General features: G+C 69.6%; 17 protein-coding genes and 1 tRNA gene. 13 read left to right on the top strand and 5 right to left on the bottom strand.

Annotation, left to right across the window (positions count from 1 at the left end):
• Window position 1: 1 nt before the first annotated feature.
• Window positions 2–1,123 carry a sensor histidine kinase gene (locus EIZ45_RS06730; RefSeq protein ID WP_107050858.1) on the top strand — a complete coding sequence of 374 codons (1,122 nt, stop codon included), beginning with the start codon at window positions 2–4 and terminating at the stop codon, window positions 1,121–1,123.
• A complete protein-coding gene (locus tag EIZ45_RS06725) occupies window positions 1,120–1,797 on the top strand; it encodes a response regulator transcription factor (RefSeq protein ID WP_037806926.1) in 678 nt (225 codons plus the stop codon). Before EIZ45_RS06730 ends, EIZ45_RS06725 begins: the two co-directional genes overlap by 4 nt.
• 80 nt (window positions 1,798–1,877) lie before the next feature.
• On the opposite strand, the gene EIZ45_RS06720 is transcribed toward EIZ45_RS06725, so the two are convergent.
• A complete protein-coding gene (locus tag EIZ45_RS06720) occupies window positions 1,878–3,440 on the bottom strand; it encodes an acyltransferase (RefSeq protein WP_134664542.1) in 1,563 nt (520 codons plus the stop codon).
• 194 nt (window positions 3,441–3,634) lie between these two features.
• On the opposite strand from EIZ45_RS06720, the gene EIZ45_RS06715 reads away from it, so the two are divergent.
• The gene (locus EIZ45_RS06715; protein ID WP_134664540.1) at window positions 3,635–4,786 is read left to right on the top strand and encodes a hypothetical protein; all 1,152 of its coding nucleotides are present in this window, start codon (window positions 3,635–3,637) and stop codon (window positions 4,784–4,786) included.
• A 19-nt stretch (window positions 4,787–4,805) separates the two neighbouring features.
• On the opposite strand, the gene EIZ45_RS06710 is transcribed toward EIZ45_RS06715, so the two are convergent.
• The 3 genes from EIZ45_RS06710 to EIZ45_RS06700 form a co-directional block, all read right to left on the bottom strand.
• Window positions 4,806–8,480 (bottom strand): FkbM family methyltransferase, encoded by a 3,675-nt coding sequence (locus tag EIZ45_RS06710; protein ID WP_134664537.1) that lies wholly within the window; start codon window positions 8,478–8,480, stop codon window positions 4,806–4,808.
• Window positions 8,473–9,648, bottom strand: coding sequence for a hypothetical protein (locus EIZ45_RS06705; protein WP_134664534.1), 1,176 nt, complete (start codon window positions 9,646–9,648; stop codon window positions 8,473–8,475). Before EIZ45_RS06705 ends, EIZ45_RS06710 begins: the two co-directional genes overlap by 8 nt.
• 134 nt (window positions 9,649–9,782) lie before the next feature.
• The gene (locus tag EIZ45_RS06700) at window positions 9,783–11,348 is read right to left on the bottom strand and encodes a hypothetical protein (RefSeq protein WP_134664532.1); all 1,566 of its coding nucleotides are present in this window, start codon (window positions 11,346–11,348) and stop codon (window positions 9,783–9,785) included.
• Window positions 11,349–11,491: 143 nt separating this feature from the next.
• Between EIZ45_RS06700 and EIZ45_RS06695 the strand changes: the two genes are divergently transcribed.
• The 4 genes from EIZ45_RS06695 (at window position 11,492) to EIZ45_RS06680 (ending at window position 13,840) form a co-directional block, all read left to right on the top strand.
• Complete coding sequence (locus EIZ45_RS06695) at window positions 11,492–11,983, top strand: hypothetical protein (RefSeq protein ID WP_134664530.1); 492 nt, start codon at window positions 11,492–11,494, stop codon at window positions 11,981–11,983.
• Between the two features lie 76 nt (window positions 11,984–12,059).
• Window positions 12,060–12,680, top strand: a complete 621-nt coding sequence (locus EIZ45_RS06690) for a hypothetical protein (RefSeq protein ID WP_037806945.1) — start codon at window positions 12,060–12,062, stop codon at window positions 12,678–12,680.
• A 222-nt stretch (window positions 12,681–12,902) separates the two neighbouring features.
• Window positions 12,903–13,412 carry a DUF2716 domain-containing protein gene (locus EIZ45_RS06685; protein ID WP_078870229.1) on the top strand — a complete coding sequence of 170 codons (510 nt, stop codon included), beginning with the start codon at window positions 12,903–12,905 and terminating at the stop codon, window positions 13,410–13,412.
• A gap of 26 nt (window positions 13,413–13,438) precedes the next feature.
• Window positions 13,439–13,840 carry an Imm7 family immunity protein gene (locus tag EIZ45_RS06680; protein WP_134664528.1) on the top strand — a complete coding sequence of 134 codons (402 nt, stop codon included), beginning with the start codon at window positions 13,439–13,441 and terminating at the stop codon, window positions 13,838–13,840.
• 178 nt (window positions 13,841–14,018) lie between these two features.
• Here the strand turns inward: EIZ45_RS06680 and EIZ45_RS06675 are convergent.
• Window positions 14,019–14,091: transfer RNA gene (locus EIZ45_RS06675), tRNA-Gly, on the bottom strand.
• Window positions 14,092–14,301: 210 nt separating this feature from the next.
• On the opposite strand from EIZ45_RS06675, the gene EIZ45_RS06670 reads away from it, so the two are divergent.
• The 6 genes from EIZ45_RS06670 (at window position 14,302) to EIZ45_RS06645 (ending at window position 21,557) form a co-directional block, all read left to right on the top strand.
• Window positions 14,302–15,966 (top strand): sigma-70 family RNA polymerase sigma factor, encoded by a 1,665-nt coding sequence (locus EIZ45_RS06670; protein WP_134664526.1) that lies wholly within the window; start codon window positions 14,302–14,304, stop codon window positions 15,964–15,966.
• Between the two features lie 69 nt (window positions 15,967–16,035).
• Window positions 16,036–16,476 carry a DUF983 domain-containing protein gene (locus EIZ45_RS06665; protein ID WP_009085725.1) on the top strand — a complete coding sequence of 147 codons (441 nt, stop codon included), beginning with the start codon at window positions 16,036–16,038 and terminating at the stop codon, window positions 16,474–16,476.
• Between the two features lie 38 nt (window positions 16,477–16,514).
• Complete coding sequence (locus tag EIZ45_RS06660) at window positions 16,515–17,375, top strand: DNA-formamidopyrimidine glycosylase family protein (protein WP_037806953.1); 861 nt, start codon at window positions 16,515–16,517, stop codon at window positions 17,373–17,375.
• A 1,094-nt stretch (window positions 17,376–18,469) separates the two neighbouring features.
• Window positions 18,470–19,774, top strand: coding sequence for a sensor histidine kinase (locus EIZ45_RS06655; RefSeq protein WP_037806955.1), 1,305 nt, complete (start codon window positions 18,470–18,472; stop codon window positions 19,772–19,774).
• A gap of 18 nt (window positions 19,775–19,792) precedes the next feature.
• Window positions 19,793–20,638, top strand: a complete 846-nt coding sequence (locus EIZ45_RS06650) for a S49 family peptidase (protein WP_134664525.1) — start codon at window positions 19,793–19,795, stop codon at window positions 20,636–20,638.
• 85 nt (window positions 20,639–20,723) lie between these two features.
• Complete coding sequence (locus EIZ45_RS06645) at window positions 20,724–21,557, top strand: LytTR family DNA-binding domain-containing protein (protein WP_037807605.1); 834 nt, start codon at window positions 20,724–20,726, stop codon at window positions 21,555–21,557.

The following is a 21,557-nucleotide window of genomic DNA, read 5'->3' as shown; positions in this document are numbered from 1 at the left end:
CATGCACTACTGGTGGCGGGCGCAGAACCCGTGGTTCGGGCGGGTGTTCCGGACCTTCGTGGTGCTCGCCTTCGTGCTCGGCGGCTCGAGCGCGTCCGGCCGCTGGCAGCACGCACTGCATCCGCTGAGCCCGCTCGGCGCCGCCTGGCTGGCCGCGACCGTGCTCACCTTGCTGCTCGTCCACCGGTACCCGCTGCCGCTCTTCGTGCTCACCGCGGCCTCGGCGTACGCGTACTACCTGTCCCCGGAGCCCGGTGGTCCGGTGATCATCGTCCCCACCATCGCGTTGTTCGTGCTTACGCGGCGGAAGGGTCCGGTGGTTGCCGGAAGCACCGGTGCGGCGGTGCTGGTGGGGGCGTACGTGGTCCACATCATCACCGCGCAAACGTTTGCGGTCAGCGCCTGGGCACTGTTCGCCGTGGTCTGGATGGCCGCCGTGATCGGCATCGCGACCGCGGTCCGGTTCCAGTTCGCCGCCGTCGCCGCCCGGCGCGAGCAGGCCGACGAGCACCGGCACCGGATGGCCGAGCAGGAGCGGCTCCGGATCGCCCGCGAGGTGCACGACGTCGTCGCGCACAGCCTCGCGATGATCAATGTCCAAGCGGGCGTCGCCGCGCACGTCGCGGACCGGCGGCCGGAGGAGGCGAAAGAGGCACTGCTCAACATCAAGGCCGCCAGCGCGTCCGCGCTCAACGACCTCCGGGCGACGCTCGCCGTGCTCCGTTCCGGTGAGAACCGCGCGCCCGCGCCGAGCCTCGCGCAGGTCGACGAGCTGCTCGACCACGCGCGCGCCGCCGGGTTGGCAGTCGAACTGCACGGCGAAGCCGGCGAGCTGCCCGCGCCGGTGGACGGCGCGGCGTACCGGATCCTTCAGGAGTCGCTCACCAACGTCGTCCGGCATGCCGACGGGGCACAGCGCGTCGAGGTCCGCTTCGAGCGGAAGCCGGGCACGCTGGTCCTGATCGTGCGCGACGACGGCCGCGGCACCGTCCAGCCGACGCCGGGGCACGGTCTGCGCGGCATGCGGGAACGCGCGACCGCGCTCGGCGGCAGCGTCGAGGCGAGCGTCACCGGGCAGGGTTTCCAGGTGCGGGCGGAACTGCCCGTGGAGGGGGAGAAATGACCATCCGCGTCGTACTGGCCGACGACCAGGCTCTGGTCCGCGCCGGATTCCGGCTGCTGCTGGACACCGAGGACGGCTTCGAGGTGGCCGGCGAGGCGAGCGACGGCGAGCAGGCCGTCGCGCAGGCGGTCGAGCACCGGCCCGACATCGTGGTGATGGACATCCGGATGCCCGGCACCGACGGTCTCGAAGCGACCCGCCGGATCACCTCGCACCCCGATCTAGGCGGGGTGAAAGTGCTGGTCCTGACCACGTTCGACGTCGACGAATACGTCTACGAGGCGCTCCGCGCCGGGGCCAGCGGGTTCCTGCTGAAGGACACCGAACCGGTCGAACTCCTGCACGCGCTGCGCGTCGTCGCGGCGGGGGAGGCGCTGCTCGCGCCGACCGTCACGCGCCGGTTGATCGCCGAGATCGTCGGACGGCCGGAGCACCGACGGATCGACACCTCAGCCGTGCAGGAGGTGACCGAACGCGAACGCGAGGTGCTGGCGCTGGTCGCGGGCGGGCTGTCGAACGACGAAATCGCCGCCCACCTGGTGATCTCCACGGCGACCGCGCGCACGCACGTCAGCCGCATCATGACCAAGATCGGCGCGCGCGACCGGGCGCAGCTGGTGGTGCTCGCGTACGAATCCGGCCTCGTCACCCCGCGCCGCGGCTCGCACGAATGAGCTAAGCCGGGAGTGTGAGTTACGCCGTGTCGGTGAACGTCGTCCCACCGTCGCACGCCTTACCGGAAGAGCATCACTGCTCAGCGAGGGGTGTGGCGGAAGGAGTTCCCGTGGCGTGGGAGATCGTCGTGGTCGCCGCGCTGGCCCTGGTTTTCCTGGTCCGGCTGGTAGCGCAGCTCCGGCGGAGCTGACGGACGCCGGCGCGGCGGCATCGGCCGGCGCACCGGCGGTTCGGCGGTGCGGTCGACGGCTGATTCGACAGGACGCGCCCGGTGCGCGCCCCCGTTCGCGCGCGGCGGCATCGCGCGCGGAGCGTCGTTCGGCGGCGGAGCGCCGTTCCTCGGCATCCGCCCGTTCTGCACCGGACGCGGCCGGGGCGCCGGACGACGCGGCGGCAGCGGTTCGGCGGGAATCTTCGGGATCTCGGCGGTCACTTCGGCGTCCTCGACGAGCTGAGTCGTTTCGCCAGGAGTTTCGACCGGCGGCTCCACCGGGGGCTCAGGCGTTTCCGGCGCGGGCGGAGGCGGCTTCGGCTTGTGCGACAACCGTCGCGCCAGCGAGTGGCTCGGCCGTTCCACGAACCGGTAGCTCAACTCGACCACCCCGAACACCGCCGGGATCACGATCAGCAGCGCGATCGGCAGCGGCACCGCCGGGCGCAGCAGTTGCAGCAGCACGAACGTGACCAGCATGTGCAGCAGGTAGATCGAATAGCTGCGCTCGGACAGCATGGTCCAGATCTTGCGCTGCTTCAGCCGGTCCTCGGCGAACATGCCCATCAGGAAGCAGGCGACGGCGAACGCCAGCGCTAGGTTGTACGAGCTGTCCACGCGGCCGACGTTGATGACGTCCGCCAGCACGTACAGCGACCAGGCGCAGCCGCCGTACAGCGCGCCGGTCCAGAGCGGGATCTGCTTCTTGGTCGTCGCCCAGACGACCTGGCCGATGACCATCGCGGGCAGGTACGAGACGTTCACCGCGAACAGCGACCACGACGGTCCGAGCTGGGAGCGGCTCATCATCACCACGAAGATGAAGGTCAGTTCGACCGCGATCGCGAGCCACACCCATCGGCGCAGCAGCGGCAGCACCGCCATGAGCAGCAGGTAGAAGATGACCTCGACGATCATCGTCCAGGCCACCGGCACCAGCACGATCTGCGGGTAGATCAGGTAGTTGACCAGCGTGGTGTTGGTGAAGACGGTGAGCGGGTTCAGCGTCTGCGCCTGGCCGGTTGACGGCGGGTGCAGGTTCACCAGCAGCAGGAACGCGGTCAGCAGCACCACGAACAGCATCGGCGCGTAGACCCGGATGAACCGGTTGAGCGCGAACCGGCCGGTGCCCTGGCGCAGCGCGATCGGCGTCACGACGAAACCGCTGACCAGGAAGAAGAACGGCACCGCGATCTGCCCGATGCCCTGCTTCGACATGTGCATCGGATCGCTCGTGAGCGCCTCGATGAAGTCGACGTACGGGGCTTTGTCGTTCTTCGCGATCACCCACGGATGGGCGATGTGGCTGTAGAAGACCAGCAGCGCGCCGAGGCCGCGGCCGATGTCGATGAAGACGATCCGGGTTTTCTTCGCGGGCGCGGACGAAGGGTCGGCCAGGGCAGCGGAATTCGGCTCGGCCAGCGTGCTCACCCCCGTCTTCCGCTACCGACAACCTCGTGCAGGTTACCGCCTCGCACCCCCGCCCCGGACGTACTCCCCGCAATTGGCGGTAAGCAGGGGATTAGTCACAACACCCGTTCTGGCCTCGGATTATGTGGTCGCCAGGTACGATCAGGCAGGAATTCGTCCGGTTTCACGCTAGGTAGTTCAGGAGTTCGGGGAGCGTGCAGCAGTCCAGTCTCGACGGTCCCGTCGAGCCTTCGCCGACCCTGCGCGCCGCTTTCCGCCAAGCCGCCCCCGCGATCAGCCTCTACCTGCTGTTCCAGCTCGTCGCGTTCGGCGTGCTGTGGATGATGAGCTGGAAGGCCGACGTGTCGCCGGGCCGGTTCATCGACAACTTCGACGCCAACTGGTTTCTCTCGGTCTCCCAGCACGGCTACGACCAGCCGGTCGTGCACGGCGCCGACGGGCTGCCGGTCGAGAACAGCCTCGTGTTCTTCCCGCTGTACCCGGCGACGGTGGCGCTGCTGACCCTGGTCGGGATCCCGCCGCTGGCGGCCGGGATGACGATCTCGCTGCTGGCCGGGTGCGCGGCGGCGTGGGGCCTGTTCGTGCTGGGCCGCGACCTGGCCGGACCGCGGGTGGGCCTGCTGGTCGCGGTGCTGTGGTCGATCGGGCCCGGTTCGACGGCACTGCACCTGGCGTATTCGGAATCGCTGCTGATGGCGCTCGTGTCCTGGACGTTCGTGATGCTCGCCCGCCGCGAATGGCTGGTCGCGGGCGGGTTCGCGGTGCTGGCCGGGCTGACGCGGGCGAGTTCCGGTGCGTTGATCGCCGCGGTCGGCATCGCCGCGCTCATCGCGGTCTTCCAGCGGCGCGACGGCTGGCGCCCGTGGGCAGGCGGGCTGATCGCGCCGCTCGGCCTGCTGGGCTACCTCGGCTACGTCTGGATCCAGACCGGCCGCCCGGACGGCTGGTTCTGGCTGCAGAACGCCTGGCAGATGCACTTCGATTTCGGCGTTTTCACCTGGACGCAGGTCCGCGAAGGCCTCACCTCGGACAACGCGAGCTGGATCACCGTGACCGCGCTCGTCGTGCTCACCGCGGTGGTGCTGCAGTTCTGGACCTGGGCGACGAAGCTGCCGTTGCCGTGGCAGATCTACGGCACGCTCACCGTGGTGATCGCGCTGTGCTCCTCGAACTTCTTCCAGTCCCGCGCGCGTTTCCTGCTGCCGGCGTTCGTGCTGACCGTGCCGGTCGCGCTCATGCTGGCGAAGCTGCCGAACCGGGTGCTGGCGGTGCTGCTGCCGGTGATCACCGTCGGAAGTGCCTGGTACGGCGCGTTCCTGCTGACCATCGCGCACGTGGCACCGTGAGGAACCACGTGCGCGATGGTCAGGGCACCAGCCACAGCGTGACGAATTCCTTCTCGTCCGCTTTAGCGGCGGCGATGATCGCCGAATCTTCGAGCACCTGGTCGGACGGACCGTCGTCGGTGACCACCTTCAGCGTGTAGCCGAACGAGCGGTACCCGGCGAGCACGGCGGCCGGGTCGTCGCCCAGTTCGGCGATCGCGCCCGGGTCGAACTCGCACACCACGTGCGGCCGGTCGCGGCGCAGCACCTCGGCCAGCCCCGCCAGCGCACGGTGGTCGCGGCCCTGCAGATCGACCTTCACCAGGCTGATCCGCTGTTCGGTCACCTCGGGCACGGAATCCAGCCGCACCGCCGGTACCTCGACGCCGGAACCGTCCACGGTGACCCGGTTGTCGCCGCTGTTGCCGGGGGTCGCCTGCGCCAGGTGCACGGTGCCGGGCTCGTCCCACGCGGCCGACTCGACCACGGTGACCAGCTCGCCCGCCGCCGCGGGCAGGTTGACCTCGACGTTGCGGCGCAGGTACGCGGCGTTGACCGGATCGGCCTCCACCGCGATCACCCTGGTCACTTCCGGAGTGGCCCGCAGCAGCCGCAGCGTGTGGTAGCCGACGTGCGCGCCGATGTCGAGGAACGCGCCGTCCGCCAGCGAAGCCATCAGCTCGGCCTCGCTGTCCTCCCAGGACCGGTGGAACAGGATCCACGGCAGCATGACCTCGTCGACCGGCATCAGCAGCGCGCCGACGTCGCACTGGACGACGTCCGCCCCGCGCGGCACCGGAGCGTGCCGGAGCCGCGCCGCGTCCCGCATCGCGCTGACGTCGAGGGTCACCCGCTGGATGGCCTTCTCGTCGGCGTCGAGCCGTTCGTCGCGCCGCGCGAACATCTTGTGCACGGTTCCCGCGGCGGCTTCGACCTCCGCGCCGACGCCGTCGTAGCCCTCGGCGAGCTTCGCCACGTCCGCTTCGAGATTGCGCAGCGCCAGGTCCGTTTCCGGAGCCTGCCGACGCAGCTCGTTGACCGTGCCGCGCAACGCTTCGAGCCGTTCGCCGAGCGTGCGCGTGGACAGCGCGGCGCGGCGCGATTCGTCGATGTTGCGTTCCAGGCCTTCGATCCGGTCCAGCAACCGCCGGTTGCTGTCTTCGGTCGCCGCGAGCAGCGCACCCATCACCTGGCGCTGGTGCACGTCGTAGTGGTCGATCGCGCGCAGCACGGCCTTGCGCAGCGCGGGTGCGAGCGGCAGCCGCGACGGCGCGCTCGCTTCCGGACGCCAGCGCAACGCCTCGGTCGCCTGCTGCAGCGGGCTGAGCGGGTGCTCCGGCGGCGGGGTCGCGGCGCGCTGCCGCTCCTGCCACGTCTCGTGCGCCTGCTCCAGTTCACGCCGCATCCACTCGGCCGCGGTCGCCATCGACCGCTCGCGCAGGACGACCTCCCGCGCGCGCCGGCCGCGTGCGGTCGCCTCGTCCGGGTCGTCGGCGATCTGCACCATCGCGGCCGCGGCGGCGTTCAGATCGGGCTCCGCCCAGACCGCGTCGGCGTGGTACGGGTAGTTGCCCTCGCCGACCGGGACCAGCCGGTACGGGATCGGCCAGCCGGTGGACTCGTCGAGGAATTCCGTGGTGCTGGAGTAATCCGTCGAAATCACCGGCATCGCACGGGCCATCGCCTCGGCGACGGTGAGCCCGAAACCCTCGCTGCGGTGCAGCGAAACGTACGCGGTGCTGGTCTCGTACAGCTCGTGCAGTTCGGCGACGCTGAGGTAGCGCTCGACCAGTTCGATCCGGTCGTCGCCGCGGACCACCGCGCGCAGTCGTTCGGCGGCCTGCGGGTGCAGCTTCGCGTTGATCGCCTTGACGGTGAGCCGGACGTCCTCGCGCCCCGGGAACGCCCGCTGGAACGCTTCTACCGCGCCCCAAGGGTTTTTGCGCTCCGCGACGCTGTTGAAGTCGAACGCGAACAGGAACCGCACCGGCTCGCCCTTGTCGCGCGCGGGCGGCGACGGCTCGCCCGGATCGCGCACCGGCACCGGAATCGTCTTGACCGGGATCGTCGAATGCGCGGCGAACGCACGGCGGCAGAAGTCGCTGACCGTCCAGACCTCGTCGAGCATCCCGAACGCTTCGTGCTGCCACTGCGGGAAGTCTTCGAGTTCCCACGCCCACAGCCCGATCCGGTAGCGCCCGGCGCCGACCTCGGGGTGGTTGGTCAGGATCGTGCGCGTCTGGTCCGCGTTCACCGCGAACACGCTGACCGGGAACCGCGGATCGCCGACGGTCGCGGGCCGCTCGATGCCGGTGCGGTTCGAGACCGCCTTCTCCTCCAGCACCGTGGCCACCGGCACGCCGCCGGTCTCGATCGCCTCGAGCACGATCCGGCCCATCTCGCCGAGCCCGAGCTCCGCGGTCAGGTAGCCGAGCAGGTTCACGCCGAACTCGTCGTGCGGCGGACGGGTCGAGACCGGTTCGGACGGCAGCGCCCACTCCGGCAGCCCGGCCTCGGAGACGCCGGATCCGGCGCACCAGTGCCGGAAGCCGTCCGCGTCGTCGCCGTAGGGGTGCGGGAACGCCATCTGCAGGTCGATCCGCGACGCCCAGATCGCGTGCGTCAGCCGGTTCAGCCCGGCCGCGGCCTGGCCCTGGTCCTCCGGAGTCGCGAGCCATTCGCGCAGCGCGAGCCCGCCGTCCTCGGCGTACGCGTGCGGCGGCGCGGGCTTCTTCTTGCGCTCGGCCTTGATCCAGCCCTCGCGGAAAACGCGCCGCGCGAGCTTCGGCACCGGCGTGCCGTCCTGGAAGTCCTTGAAGCCGTACGGAATCGAGTCGAGCGACTCGGCGTACCCCGCTTCGCGCAGCTTCGTGCCGTACGAATCGCAGATCGCGCGAAGGTCGTCGTTGTGCGACAGCAGCACCCGCGGCTTGCGCGCGCAGTGGAAGCTCAGCAGCCACGGCTTCTCCGGCCGGTAGCCGCTGAAGTGGAAGAACCGCAGCTTCGCGCCGCCCGCGGTCAGTGCGCCGTCCTTGTCCCGGCCGATCGGCCGCTCGTGGAGGTTCCAGTACGCGACGTCGAATCCGGGGTCGGTGACGACGTGATGCCGGAACAGCGACGGCACCTGGTCGACCCAGCGCTGGTCGGTGAACAGCTGCTGCTCGGGCGCGACGATCGCGTCGTGGCGCAGCCTGCCCGCCCAGAAGTCGAGGAACGGCCCGGCGCCGCGGCCGACGCCGATGAAGCCGAGGTTGAACATGCCGGTGCCCATGATCACCGCGTCGTCCGGCTCCATGCCGTCCTGCGGCAACGGGGTCAGGAAGTGCGGCGCGAGCACGATGTCGTGCGTTTTGGCGAGCTCGGCGACCTCGGGGATCGGCGCGAACAGCTCGATGTCCGGGTCGAGGTAGATCGCCGCCTCGGACTCTTTGAGCAGCTCGCGCAGCAGATACGGCTTGACCGACGTGGCGAGTTCGGTGACCGAGTACGCGGTCGCCATCCGCAGGTAGTCGTCCTCGTCGATGCCGAACGCGGCCGGGCCGACGACGGTGAGTCCGTCGCCGGCCCGGTCCGACTGATCGCGCGGGGCGTCGATGACCGCGATGACGAAGCGGCCGCCCGGATGGTGCTCGAGGTAGGAGCGGGCCAGCACGCGCGCCGCGGGCACGTAGTTGCGGGCGACGATCGTGCAGGCGGTGGTCCCGGGCTCAGGCATCGGCGGTCAGCACCGTGAGCTGCTGGTTCAGCGCGGTGGTGAAGTCGGTGGAGGTCTGGCTCTTGCCGGACACCTCGACGCGGACGACCACGTTCCCGTGCGCGTAGTGCCCGCGCGACTGGGCCGACTGGCCTTCCTTCGCGTCGATCGAGGTCGCGTACACGCCGTTCGGGGCGGTGGTGTCGCGCTTGGCCCCGTTCGTGACCTGGACCTCCATCAGCTTCTCGGCCGCGGTCTTCGCCGCGGTCGGGCTGCTGGCCTGGGCGAGGAACAGCGTGATCACGTTGCCGTCTTCGAGGTGGTACACGACGAACTTGACCTTGGAGACGCCCGCCGCCTGGTAGGCGCTCAGTTCCTGCGGGTTGAGGTACTTCAGCGTGTCGACCTGCGAGAACGACGTGATGTCGTCGTGCGTCTCGGCCTTGCCCGGCATGGTCGCGACGCCGAGCGGGTCCGGCGGCTTCGGCGCGGCCGAACTCTGCGAGTGCTGCGCGGTGGTCTGCTCGGTGCCGCCGCCTCCGCTGTCGCGGCCCCACAGCCAGTACGCGCCGAACGCGATGCCGGCCAGCACGACGACGGCGCCGACGATCGCGCCGATCTTCTTGCCGTTGCTCTTCTTCGGCTTGTCGCTGAAGTACTCCGGACCCTGGCGGACCCATTCGGAGTCGCCACCGGACGGGCCGAGCGGCGGGAGATCGCCGCCGCCCCACGGTGGGGTCTGGTCGCTCTCGGCGGCGTTCCACGGCTGCTGCTGCGGGAAGCCCCCGGGCGGCGAGGACGGCGTGCCCTGCGGGAACCCGCCGGGCGGGGAGTAGTGCGCCTGCGGCTGGTGCTGCTGCGGCTGCACCACCTGGGTGCGCTCGGGACCGGCGTCCGCGGGCGGCTGCTGGGTCTGCCACGACTGGACGACCTGAGTGCGCTCGGCGCCGCCGTCGGCGGGCGGCTGCTGCGGAGCCTGCGGCTGCTGCTGCGGGACGCCTCCAGGCGGGCTGACCGGCGCGATCACCTGGGTCGAGTCCGCGCTCTGGTTCTGCGGCGGGGCGGGCTGGTCCTGCTGGCCGACGGCCGAGGACAGCACCTGATCACGCCGGATGCGATAGTCGTCCGCGGACAGTCGCCCTGACGCGAGCTCCTCGTCCAGCCGGCGCAGCTCCTCCTGCCAGGACACCAGGGCCCCCCTTATCTGTCGGCATGGCGACGGTCAATGCGTCGTCGCTACCCGATTGTGTGTGACGACGTGGACATTGTGCACGGGTCCGACCCCGCGTGACCTGGCGGGTGGCCTTGTGCGCCGGGGTGTGTTCAGCCGGCGGGCAGCGCGGCCGCGACCTTCGCGCGGATCTCTTCCATCCGCGAGCGCAGCACCGCCGGATCCTGGCCGACCGGGCCCGACACGCCGATGCCGACCGACACGCCGCCCGAGGTGTACCAGAAGGCCATCACGCGTCCGGCCGGGCTGCTCCCGGTGTAGAGCAGATCGGTGGCCGCCGGGCCGAGCGGGCTGCTGTCGAACCCGCCGGTGACCAGGTTCTGCCGCAGCCCCTGGACGAGCTGACCGGCCTGCGCCTTGGACGGTGCCGGGACCGCGATGAGCGTCGTGCCGCCGTCGGTGCCTGCGTAGGCGTGGTAGACGAGCTGGTCCGCGCCCGCCGCGCGCATGAGGTTCGCGTCGGCGTCGGAAACGGCCTTGGCCTGGACCGCCTTGTCCAGCGCCATGGTCGAGTTCTCCGGGTTCGGCGTGCCCGGCAGCGTGGGCAGCTTGTCCTCGAGCGACGCCGGCTGGGTGTTCGGCGCGGACGACGCGGCGGGCGGCTGCGCGGCCGTGTCGTTCGAGTCGTTCTTGTTGCCGAGGAACCAGATGCCGCCGACGACCAGCGCCAGCACCACGAGCACGGCCAGCGACAGGAACAGCCAGGTCGGCTTGCCGCGGCGAGGCTTGGCGTCGTCCTCCCAGAGCCGGCGCGGCTCCGGCTGGCCGTTCGCCGGGATCGCGCCGAAGACCGCGGTGGGCCGGTCGTCGGCGGGGCTCGGCGCGGTGGTCGGCCGGTCGGTGGAGAACGGGGTGCCCGGGGTGTGCGAGAAGGCGGGCTGCGGCTTCTCGGCCGACGGGACCGCGGCCCCGGAATTCAGGAACGATTCGACCGCGGGCGGTTCCGGCGCGGGCATCGCCGGGTTGGTGCTGGCCCAGCCGACGACCGGCTGACTCTGCCCTTGCTGGCCCGGTTGCTGCTGGCTCGGCTGCTGCTGGCCGGGGGTGTGCCACTGCACGGGAGCGACGCCCGGCCAGGTTCCCGGCTGGGCTGGCAGCTGCGGCTGCGGCTGGTGCGGCGGAGGCGGTCCGGCTTGGCTCGGCGGCTGCGAGAAGAAGGGCGCTGCCGCGTCGGTCGTGGCTGCTGAGTTCGGCGTGGCCGCCGGGCTGGTGGTGGCTGCTGAGCTCGTCGTCGCAGCTGAGTTGGCGGCGGGCTGCTCGGGTGCCGCAGTGCCTCCGGGCGGGGTGCCCAGCCGGAGCGTGCTCGTCGGGTCGTGCTCCGGCATGGTCGCCACGACCTGCGTAGTGCTGGCGCTGTTGTCGACGGAAGCACCCGTGGCCGAGGCGCTCGCGCTGCCGGTGGAGGTGCTCGGCTCCGCTGCCGCCTGGCTGTCCGATCCGGCAGGCGTAGCGGTGGCCTGGGCGGCCGGTGTGCTCCAGGTGGGTGACTCAATCGCAGACGGCGCGTCCTGCCGCAACGGGGACGCCACTGGCGAAGCCGCCCCGCCGCCCGACGCCTCGGCGAGCAGTTCGTCGCGCTGGCGGCGATGTTCGGCGTGTCCGAGGCGGCCGGCGGCCAACTCCGCGTCCAAGCGCCGGAGCTCTTCCTGCCAGCTCATCACGCAACCCCCTGTCACCGGTTCGGGCGACAGTGTTCCACGCGCTCTGGCTCCGTGGGGCTCAGGTGCACAAGATCAGCCCAGATCAGGCGTCCGCTTCGCGAGACCGCCAGGAAAACCGGCGGGTCCGTACGATCGGGAGCATGTCCTCCGCGCGCGGTGCGCTCGCCGCCCTTGCCGTGGATCGGCTCGCCGGTCTCGACATCACCGCTGCCGAACTCGTCGAGGCCGGGGCGCGGGCCGTCGGCGAGGGCCTCGAAGCGCCCTCCCTTCCCGAACTGGCCGGCCTCGACCACCGGAACCACCAAGCGGTTTCCGCCGCGTTCTCGCACGTGGTCGAGGAGCTGGGCATCGAACTCCCGGCCGACGCCACCGCGGCCCAATGGCAGCTGCTCGGCGAACACCTCGGCGAGATGGTGCGCGGCGACGTCCGGCTCGCCGTGGCCGCGAAGAGCGTCAAGGCGCTCGACGGTCGGCTCGGCCATCCGGTCGCGCTTGCCGAGCTGCGGCAGTGGCTGGCGATGCTCGCGACCTGGATTCCGACCGATGTCACCCCGGTCAGCTACTGCGAGGACCAGGTTCTGCAGCAGGCGCGCGCGGTACTGGCGGGTCCGTGGCCCCCGGTCACCCGTTAAGCGGCAAAAACTGTCGTACATATGTTCTAAAATTAGCCGTGTACTGGGGAAACCATCCATCGGAAGGCGGCCGCCCATGACCAGTTCTCAGTCGGCATACGTCACGCTGCCCACGTTCGTCGGGTACAGCGCCAGCAAGGGCCCGTCGCGTTCGTCGTTCGTCCGCAGGCAGCGCCGGCTGTACGAGGACCCGGCCCGGGCGGCGTTCAACTACTACCGGCGCGCGGCGAACGCGGTGCGGGCCGGCCGGGCGGCGCGGCAGGACGAGGTGGCGATGCGCGCGCTGGTCAACAACGCCGACGAGCGCACGCGTCCGCATTACGCCGCCATCGCCGAGGGCTGGCTGCGTTACCTCGGCAGGCGCGATCCGAAGCTGATCGAGGTCGGGCGGGCGCGGTTCGCGCTCGGCGAGCTGGAGATCGGCATCAGCCCGCAGCTGGGGCTGCGGAAGTCGAACGGCCGCCGGTTCGCCACCTGGCTGTACTTCAAGGAGGAGCCGCTCACCCGGGACGCCGCGCAGCTCGCGTTGTGGCTGCTCACCGAGGGCATGCCGGATCTGCTGCCGGGCGGGGAGGCGCTGGTCGTGGACGTGCGCCGGGCGAAGGAGTTCACCTTGTCGGCGCGGGACCGGGAGCGGCTGCGGCCGTGGGCGTTCAGCGAGGCGTCGGCGTTCGTCACGCTGTGGCGCGCCGCATAACTGCTCCGTGCATGACCGGCACGGGTCTCGGGTAAGGAACCTGCGGACCGGGCGCTGTTTCCCGGTCCGCGGGCCACCCGGTCGAGTGACAGCTTGGCGCTCGGCTCCGGTGGACTGGACAATCCCGGTCCCGGACACGAAGCTTTCGGCAGTTTCGAGCCCGGCCGATGACTTCGAGGTCGACAAGTGAACGCTGCTGCAGCCTGGGAGCCGCTCTCGCGAGTGGCTGACGAACCCGCTTGGTATTGGGTGCACGACAAGCTCAGGTTCTGGCCGAGCACCTTCGCGCACGATTGGCCCGGCTTCCATGAGCCGAGCCCGTCGGCTGCCTGGGATCTCTCCACCGGCGAGTACGACCGCGCCTCGGCCGAGTTCCGCCTCGGCCCGTACGCGGTGGAAGAGCACGACGTGGCCCGTGCCGTGCTGGCCGCGCTCCAGGAGGTCACCGCCGAGGACGACTGGCTGTGGGTCCTGCATTGGCAGCACCAGTCGTTCAAGTTCTGGCCGCACCGCATGCAGCAGAACGCACCGTGGCCGGTCTCGGTCTTCCCGCGCGGCGACTACCACCTGTTCCTCGCCGCCGATTTCAGCTACGGCACGCTCGGCCACCCGTGGGAACGCACCCTGTGCGTCTTCGGCGAAAACTTGCTCCCCGCGGTCGAAAAGCACGCCGACGGCATCCTCACGAACCAGCTCCGCCGGGACGGCCAGCCCTCTGCGCTGACTCGCTGATCACCGCCGCTGCTACCGTCTCGCACGTGTTCGAATACCACGGCTGGGTGACCATCGCCGCCACCGCGACCGGCGACGACGACGCAGCTCTGCTGGAGCGCCTGGTGGAACGGGTCCACCGCTCGCTGAACAACACAACCATGCTGGACCTGGTAGACCTCCGCTGGAGCGCGGGCCTGCCCATGCTCCATCTGGGTGGTCTGGACAAACACGGCGGAGCCATCACCCCGCAACTGCTGGAAACCTTCGCCCGAGTAGGAGAACTGGCCCCAGGCTCTTACGGCCTCCTGCACATCTGGGACGACCAACACCCAGAACACGACAACGAGTTCCAGGTGTACCGAATGGCAAGAGGCCAACTAACGGAACAAAAAGACGCACACCTGTCCCCCATCGCCCCCACAGTCCTAGACACCTACGAGCTGTAAGAGGACAGGCCCCGGAAGGTCGCGACGCACCTTCTCCGCTTGCTCCGCAAGCTACAAGGCCGCCCACGCACACAACCGCAGCCGAAGGCACCGCGGGGGTCCGGGGGCTCGGGCCCCCGGGTGAAATGGCGAAGGCCCTGTATCCACGCTTTTTGTGGATACAGGGCCTTCGGGACTGAGCGGATGACGGGATTCGAACCCGCGACCCTCACCTTGGCAAGGTGATGCGCTACCAGCTGCGCTACATCCGCGTTAACCGCTTGGTGCTCGGTGTTGAAGACACTCTATACCGTCGCCTCGGTGACACTTTCGGGGGCCCCGTAATTGGCGTGGACCTGCTGAGATGTGGTGCTTGCGCGTCACGTCGAGCGCACAAGGGGTGACGACGGGCGCTCTGCTCCGTATGGTGTCCCCAATCGACTTCAGTGGTGAGTCCTTCGGGGGAGGAGGTGCCTTGCCGGATGACCGAGCTGGGCACGGCGCCGCCACCAGCGGCCTCGGAATCCGACGAGCAGGCACTTTTGAAGCGGCTGCGCGACGGCGAGGATGCCGCGTTCGGGGAGTTGTTCGAGCTGCATGCCGCGGCCGTGCGCAGATTGGCGCAGAGTCTGGCGGCGGATCGTTCCGAAGCTGAAGACATCACCGCGGAGACCTTCTTCCGCGTGCTGCAGGCGTTGCGCCGCGGCGCGGGTCCGCGGGATTACATCCGGGCTTATTTGCTGACGGTCGCGCGCCGGGTGTCGTGGGAGTGGCATGGCGCTCGGCGCGATGTCCCGGTGACTGACGACGAGTTGACGTTCCGGGCGGGCGCCGGGGTGGACACGCCCGCGCGGACGGCTGAGCACACGTTGATCACGACGGCGTTCACGAGTTTGCCGGAGCGGTGGCGGACGGTGCTGTGGCAGACCGAGGTCGAGGGCGAGCAGCCGGCGATGGTGGCTCCGCATTTCGGCTTGTCGGCGAACGCGACGGCGGCGTTGGCGCGGCGGGCGCGGCAGGGGTTGCGGGCGGCGTATCTGCAGGCGCATTTGTCGGTGAACCGGGGTCCGGAGACGTGCCGCGCGGTGGTGGAGAAGCTGGGCGGGTTCACCGCGGGCAGTGTCACCGGCGCGGAGGCGGAGCGGATCAAGGCACATTTGCTGGGGTGCCCGTCGTGCCGGGCGACGCAGGACGAGCTGCGGGATGTGTGTTCGTCGTTGCGGGCGCATGCCGGGGTGCTGGTGCTCGCGGTTCCGGCGCTGGCCGGGGTCGGCAAGGCCGCTGGCGCGGTCGCGACGGTGAAGAGCGTGGTGTTCGGCTCGAAGGTGAAGGTCGGGCTGGCGCTGGCGTCGACCGCGGCGGCGGGTGCGGTGAGTTTGACCGCCGGTCCGCTGGTGTTCGGGTCGCATCCGGTGCAGGACGTCGGGTTGGGCGGGGGCGCGCCGGAGCTGGCGTTGCAGCCGCCGCAGCCGCCTCCGCCGCCGGCGCAGCAGGGTCCGCGGGTCATTTCCGGGCAGCTGAACGGCAGCGCGCGGCCCGCGCACGTGGGGGTTCATCCGGGGGTTTCGCAGCATTTGGGCGTGGCCGAGGTGCCGCATTTGCCGCCGGTGCATCAGGCGGCGTCCGGGGAGCAGTCCTCGTCGGCGTCGGATTCGGCTGGGTCGACTGGTTCGACGCCGCGGGATGATCTTCCGAGCCAGGACGGCAGTCGTACGGAGTCGCCGATGACGAGCCGGTCTTCGAGCACGGAGTCGCGGTCGGATCTGGACACGTCCACGAACTCGTCGAGCCCGGGCGTCCTGAGCACGACGACGGACGACACGAGTCCTTCGTCGTACGCTCCGCCGCCCTCCTCGTACGTGCCTTCGCCGGATTCGTACGTGCCGCCGTCGGTCACGACCACGCCGACCGGGTCGCGGCACGACGCATCTGCTGCTCCGCGGTCTTCCAGCTCGGCTGAGTCGTCCGACTGCCCGAAGTCTTCCAAGCCGGTCGAGTCGACCAAGTCTTCGAAGTCCGCCGAGTCCTCGAAGTCGGCCAAGACGGACTCCACGTCCGGGAACGATGTCACCGGTTCGGCCGATTCCTCAGCGGACGCAAGCTCCCGAACAGCCAAAACCCGGCAAACCGCCAGTAACTCTCAGTGAGCGCCTCGCGCTGGACGGCACGGTCACGGTAACGTTGAGCGAGTTCGACGTCGCCCGGGAGGCAACAGGATGAACCGGCTGGTGCGCGGCGAAGACGGTCGCCATTGGGTGGTCCGTGCCCAGATGGAGTGGCGGGCTCCCGCCACCGCTGACGATTTCGAACACGACGTCGCGGGCAGTTACGGACCTGGCATCGCGATGATCGTGGTCATGGGGTTCCTGGTGATCGCGCTGGTGGTCTGGACCCCGGATGTCGTGAAGGTGCCCGCGTGGGTGCTGCTGGCGTTGCTGCTGGTGGTGTTGTTCTTCCCGCTGCGGTGGATCCTGCGCCGCCCGTGGACGGTGGTCGCCGAGACCGAGGGCGACGTCGCGGGCGACCGGCCGTCGGAGCGCTGGGTCGGCACGATCCGCGGCATGTTCACCGTGTCCGGCGAGGTGAAGCGGATCTCGAAGACGATCCAGAGGCATTCGCTGCCGGACTTCGACGGTCCGCTGCACCCGGTCGAATAGACCTGGCCGGAACCGGGCCGGCGCGCGAGACTGGTGCCATGCCCGAGTTGCCCGAGGTCGAAGCACTGGCCCACCACCTGCGCGAACACGCCGTGGGAAGCACCGTTTTCCGGCTCGACGTCGCGTCGCTGAGCGTGCTGAAGACCGCGGTGCCGCCGTACACCGAGCTGCACGGCCGCGAAATCACCGACGCGACTCGGCACGGCAAGCATCTGGATGTCGTGCTGGGCGATTTGCACCTGGTGGTGCACCTGGCGCGCGCTGGCTGGCTGCGCTGGTCGGACGGGCTGTCCCCGGCTCCGTTGAAGCCGGGCAAGGGGCCGATCTCGCTGCGGGTGCATCTGGAGTCGGCTTCCGGTCCTGGCTTTGATCTCACCGAGGCGGGGACGAAGAAGGGCCTGGCGGTGTGGATCGTCGCGGACCCGTCCGAGGTGGCGAGCGTGGCGCGGCTGGGGCCGGACGCGCTGGCGATTGACGCTTCGCAGTTGCGGGAGTTGTTCCAGGGGAAGGGGACTCGGCTGAAGTGGGCGTTGACTGATCAGTCGTTGATCGCGGGGATCGGGAACGCTTATTCGGACGAGATCATGCATCGGGCGAAGTTGTCGCCTTATGCGACCGTGGGGAAGCTGGACGAGGGCGCGTTGGAGGTCCTGGCCGAGGCGATCCGCGAGGTGGAGACGGACGCTGTCTCGCGGTCGGTGGGGCAGAAGGCCGCGCGGTTGAAGGGAGAGAAGCGGTCTGGGCTGCGGGTGCATGCTCGGACTGGGCTTCCCTGCCCGGTTTGCGGGGATACTGTGCGGGAGATTTCGTTTGCGGATAAGTCGTTTCAGTATTGCGCGACTTGTCAGACTGGCGGGAAGCCGTTGGCTGATCGGCGGATGTCTCGGTTGTTGAAGTAGTTCTGCGTCTGTTGTGGGCGGCTCGTCGCCTGGCGGCGACATTGCGCACGGGGGTTGCGTGGGGCACCCCGAAGCTTGATTGTGATGACGGTCTGGGGGTGCTTGTCAAGGCGGGAAAGATGCCTTGACAAGCACCCCCAGACCGCATTTGGGCTTCGTATCGGGGTGCGGGGGTGGTGTGGGTGCACCGATCGTTGGGTGCATCGGCTGCGGTTGGTTCTCTGAATGCTTCGACGTCCGCATGGCGGGTCGTGGCACGGAGAGACTTCGCGGCGGGTGGTGGGGCACCTGGTCTCGCGAGTGAAGGGCTACTCCGGAGGGATTCTCGGCGTGATTCGCGCCAAGATCATCGCGGTGTCGTGAGGGAACGCGGTGTCGTGAGGGAACAAGGTGGTTGTGAGGGAGTTGCACGGGTTGCGAGGGGCGCAGCGCGGGTGTCGTGAGGGGCCCCTTCAGGGAATCAGATTCCGTGAGGGTTCCCCTCACGACACTTGGCCGCACGCTCCGCGTGCGAGAAGCCGCTGACGAGGCAGCCAGCACTCGGCATTGCCGGGAGGGCCGCCCGGGCCCGAATTGCCGAGAGGGCCGCCCGCGGTTGCCGGGAGAGCGGCCCCGGGGTTCGAATCGCCGGGGGACGCCAGGCGAGCAGCCCGGGGGTCCGAATTGCCAGGAGGTCCGCCCGCGGTTGCCAGGACAGCCGCCCCGGGGCCCGAATTGCCGCGAAGGCCGCCCCCAGTTGCCAGGACAACCGGCCCCCAGGCCCGAATTGCCAGGAGGGCAGCGCCGAGCCATTGCCAGGTGGGCAGCGCCGAGCCCAAATTACCGGAAGGGCCGCCCCGCGAATCCATCCCGAAACCACTAAGAACCCTCATCCGCACTAGCAAGCAATGAAGGGTCCCTTCACCCCTAACGTTCCGTAGTCATGAAGGGTCCCTCCACTCCACCCATCGGCGCCCCACAGCCACCGCCACCACTCGAATGGCGCAAGATCCTCACGCTCACCGGGAGTGACGGTAGGGTTTGCCCACTCTCGGCGTCGCTACTGGACAGAAAGTGGGGAGCAGACCTTGCACCCGGTCGGTCGAGCGCAGAGCATGGACGTCGTGTCCGACTTCCCCTATGCGCTGGTCGTCCCGTGGGTTCTGGTCGGCATCCTGGTGATCGTGGTGCTGGTCCTCGCCTTCCGGGCGCGCCGGCCCAAGGGGGTCATCCAGGACGCCGTTCTCCAGGCCGTTCACCGGATGTCCAAGGCCACGCCCAACTTGCGGGCGGGGCTCGACGAGGAGGCCGCCAACCGGATGACGGCGGAGCTGCTCGAGGTGCTCGATTGTCTCGCCGTCGGCATCACCGACAGTGAAGGCACGCTGCTGTCCTGGGCGGGCGAGGCCACCGATCATTACCTGGACGTCGTCGAGGACATCGGGACCGCGTTGCGCAAGCACCGGCGCGCCGTCGCTGATCACAACAAGATGCCCTGCAATCACCGGGGCACCTGCAAGATGAAGACCGCCGCGATCGTTCCCATTCTTGTTGAGGGCGAGGCCGAGGCGACGCTGATCGTCGTCGGGCGCACGCGCGGCAAGCTGGTGCAGATGGCTGAGGCGGTGGGCCAGTTCGTCTGCACGCAGTTCGAGCTCGCGCGGCTTGAAGAATCGCGCAATCAGCTGCAGCAGGCGGAAATCAAAGCACTGCGCGCGCAGATCTCGCCGCACTTCGTCTACAACGCGCTCAACACCATCTCCGCGCTCATCCGCACCGATCCGGAGGAAGCGCGCGAGCTGCTCCAGGACTTCGCGGACTTCACGCGCTACTCGTTCCGCACGTCCGGCATGTACACCACGCTCGCCGAGGAACTGCGCAACATCGACCGGTACCTGACCATCGAAAACGCGAGGTTCGGCGGCCGGCTCGAGGTGCGGATGAAGATCGCGCCCGAGGTGCTCAGCGTCGTGGTGCCGTTCCTGATCATTCAGCCGCTTGTCGAGAACGCCGTCAAACACGGTCTGGCCAGCAAGCCGAGCGGCGGGTGCGTCACGGTGATCGCGCGGGACGACGGGCACGAAGCGCTGATCACGGTCGAGGACGACGGCATCGGCATGGACCCGCGGCAGCTCACCGATCTGCGCAACGCGCACCGCACCGGTGCGCACGTCGGGCTCGGCAACATCAACCAGCGCATGCGGCAGGTGTTCGGCGAGGATTACGCGCTCACCGTCGAAACCGCGCCGGGGGCGGGGATGAAGGTCGCGTTGCGGGTGCCGAAGTTCAAGCTCGGCGTGCGGCCGAACATGCCGGACTACTCCGCTGACGTGCCGCAGCAGCCGATGGCTCCGGTCGAGCCGGAACCGGAACCCGACGGAGTGCACGGCTCGCGTTCGGGAATGCTGCCCGCGCACTGAACTGGTTAGCCTGGGCAGATGAGCGTGACCGACAAGCTGACTTCCCGCCTTCCCGTGCTCGGCGACCGGGGCGACCGCAAGGACGTGGTCGCCGTCGTGAAGCTGCACGGGGTGATCACGCCGTCGCCGTCGCCGCTGGCTCGCGGTGCGATCAACCTCGGCGCCGTCGAATCCGCGCTCACCAGGGCGTTCGCGCACGACCGGCTCAAGGCCGTCGCGTTGCAGATCAACTCGCCCGGCGGTGCGCCGACGCAGTCTGGGCTAGTCGCGGAGCGGATCCGGCAGCTGGCCGACGAAAAGGGCGTGCCCGTCCTCGCCTTCGCCGAGGACATCGCCGCTTCCGGCGGGTACTGGCTGGCCTGCGCGGCCGACGAGATCTACGCGCACCGGACGTCCATGGTCGGCTCGATCGGCGTCATCAGCGGCGGCTTCGGGTTCACCGGGCTGCTCGAACGCTTCGGCATCGAGCGCAGGCTGCACACCGCGGGCGCGAACAAATCGCGGCTCGACCCGTTCAGCCCGGAGAAGCCCGAGGACGTCGAGTGGCTGAAAAACATGCACAGCCAGCTGCACGAACTGTTCGTCGAATGGGTCAAGGAACGGCGCGGCGACCGGCTCACCGATTCCACCGATCTGTTCACCGGGGACGTCTGGCTAGGACAAAAAGCCGTCGACCTCGGGCTCGTCGACGGGCTCGGTTCGCTGCGCGAGATCGTCCGCAAGCGGTACCCGGACGCCGAGATTTCCGTGGCGGAGCCGAAGAAACCGCTGCTCGCCCGGCTCGGGATCGGGGCGCCCGCGGCGGCGAGCGCGCTGCTGGACGCGGTGACCACGAAGGCGGCCTGGTCGCGTTTCGGACTCTGACCGGAGGTGAGCGGCGACTCCGGTACGCCACTCACAAGCGGTACTCTCGGCTGGGGTCTGGACAATGCACCTCGCAATCGGCAGGATGCGTCTCACTGTGAGTGCTCACGACGACACCCGGAAACTCATCGTCCTTGCCGTGGACGACGAGCTGGCCGGGCTGGACGAACTCAGCCACGGACTCCAGAACAACCCGCACATCCACCGCGTTTTCCAGGCCTCGGACGCCTCCGACGCGCTGCGGCTGTTCTCGCACGACGACCCGGAACTGGCTGCCCGGCGGGCAAGCGGCCTGCCGACGGTCGACGCCGTGTTCGCCGACATCGACATGCCCGGCCTGTCCGGCATGGAGATGTCGCGCGTGATCGCGGCGATGAACCCGTCGCCGGTACTGGTGTTCGTCACCGGGCACGCCGAGGAAGCAGTGAACGCGTTCGACCTCGGCGCGGTCGACTACGTCCTCAAGCCGTTCCAGCAGGACCGGCTCGACCGGTCGGTCGCGCGGGTGCGCGAGAAGCTGGCCACGGTCGCGGGCCCGCCCGCCGGCCAGGGCGGGGCCGAGCCGGTGAAGACCGACGACGAGGTCATCCCGGTCGAACTGGCGGGCACCACGAAGCTGATCCCGCGCTCGTCGGTCCGCTGGGTGGAAGCGCAGGGCGACTACGCGCGGCTGTTCACCACCGAGGGCAGCCACCTCGTCCGGATCCCGCTCGCCCAGCTGGAAGAACGCTGGGAGAAGGCCGGATTCGTGCGGATTCACCGGTCCTTCCTGGTCGCGCTGCCGCTGATCACCGAAATGCGGATGGGCCAGGGCGGCTACCAGGTCGTGATCGGCAACGAGGAGAAAGTGCTGCCGGTCAGCCGCAGGCACACCCGGGCGCTGAAGGACCGCATCGTCGGTTCCGGCCGGGGCGGCTAG

Source organism: Amycolatopsis sp. CFH S0740, from assembly GCF_004522315.1.
GTDB lineage: Bacteria > Actinomycetota > Actinomycetes > Mycobacteriales > Pseudonocardiaceae > Amycolatopsis > Amycolatopsis nivea.
The sequence above is the reverse complement of the archived record's forward strand: the minus strand, read 5'-3'. Positions and strand labels throughout refer to the sequence as shown.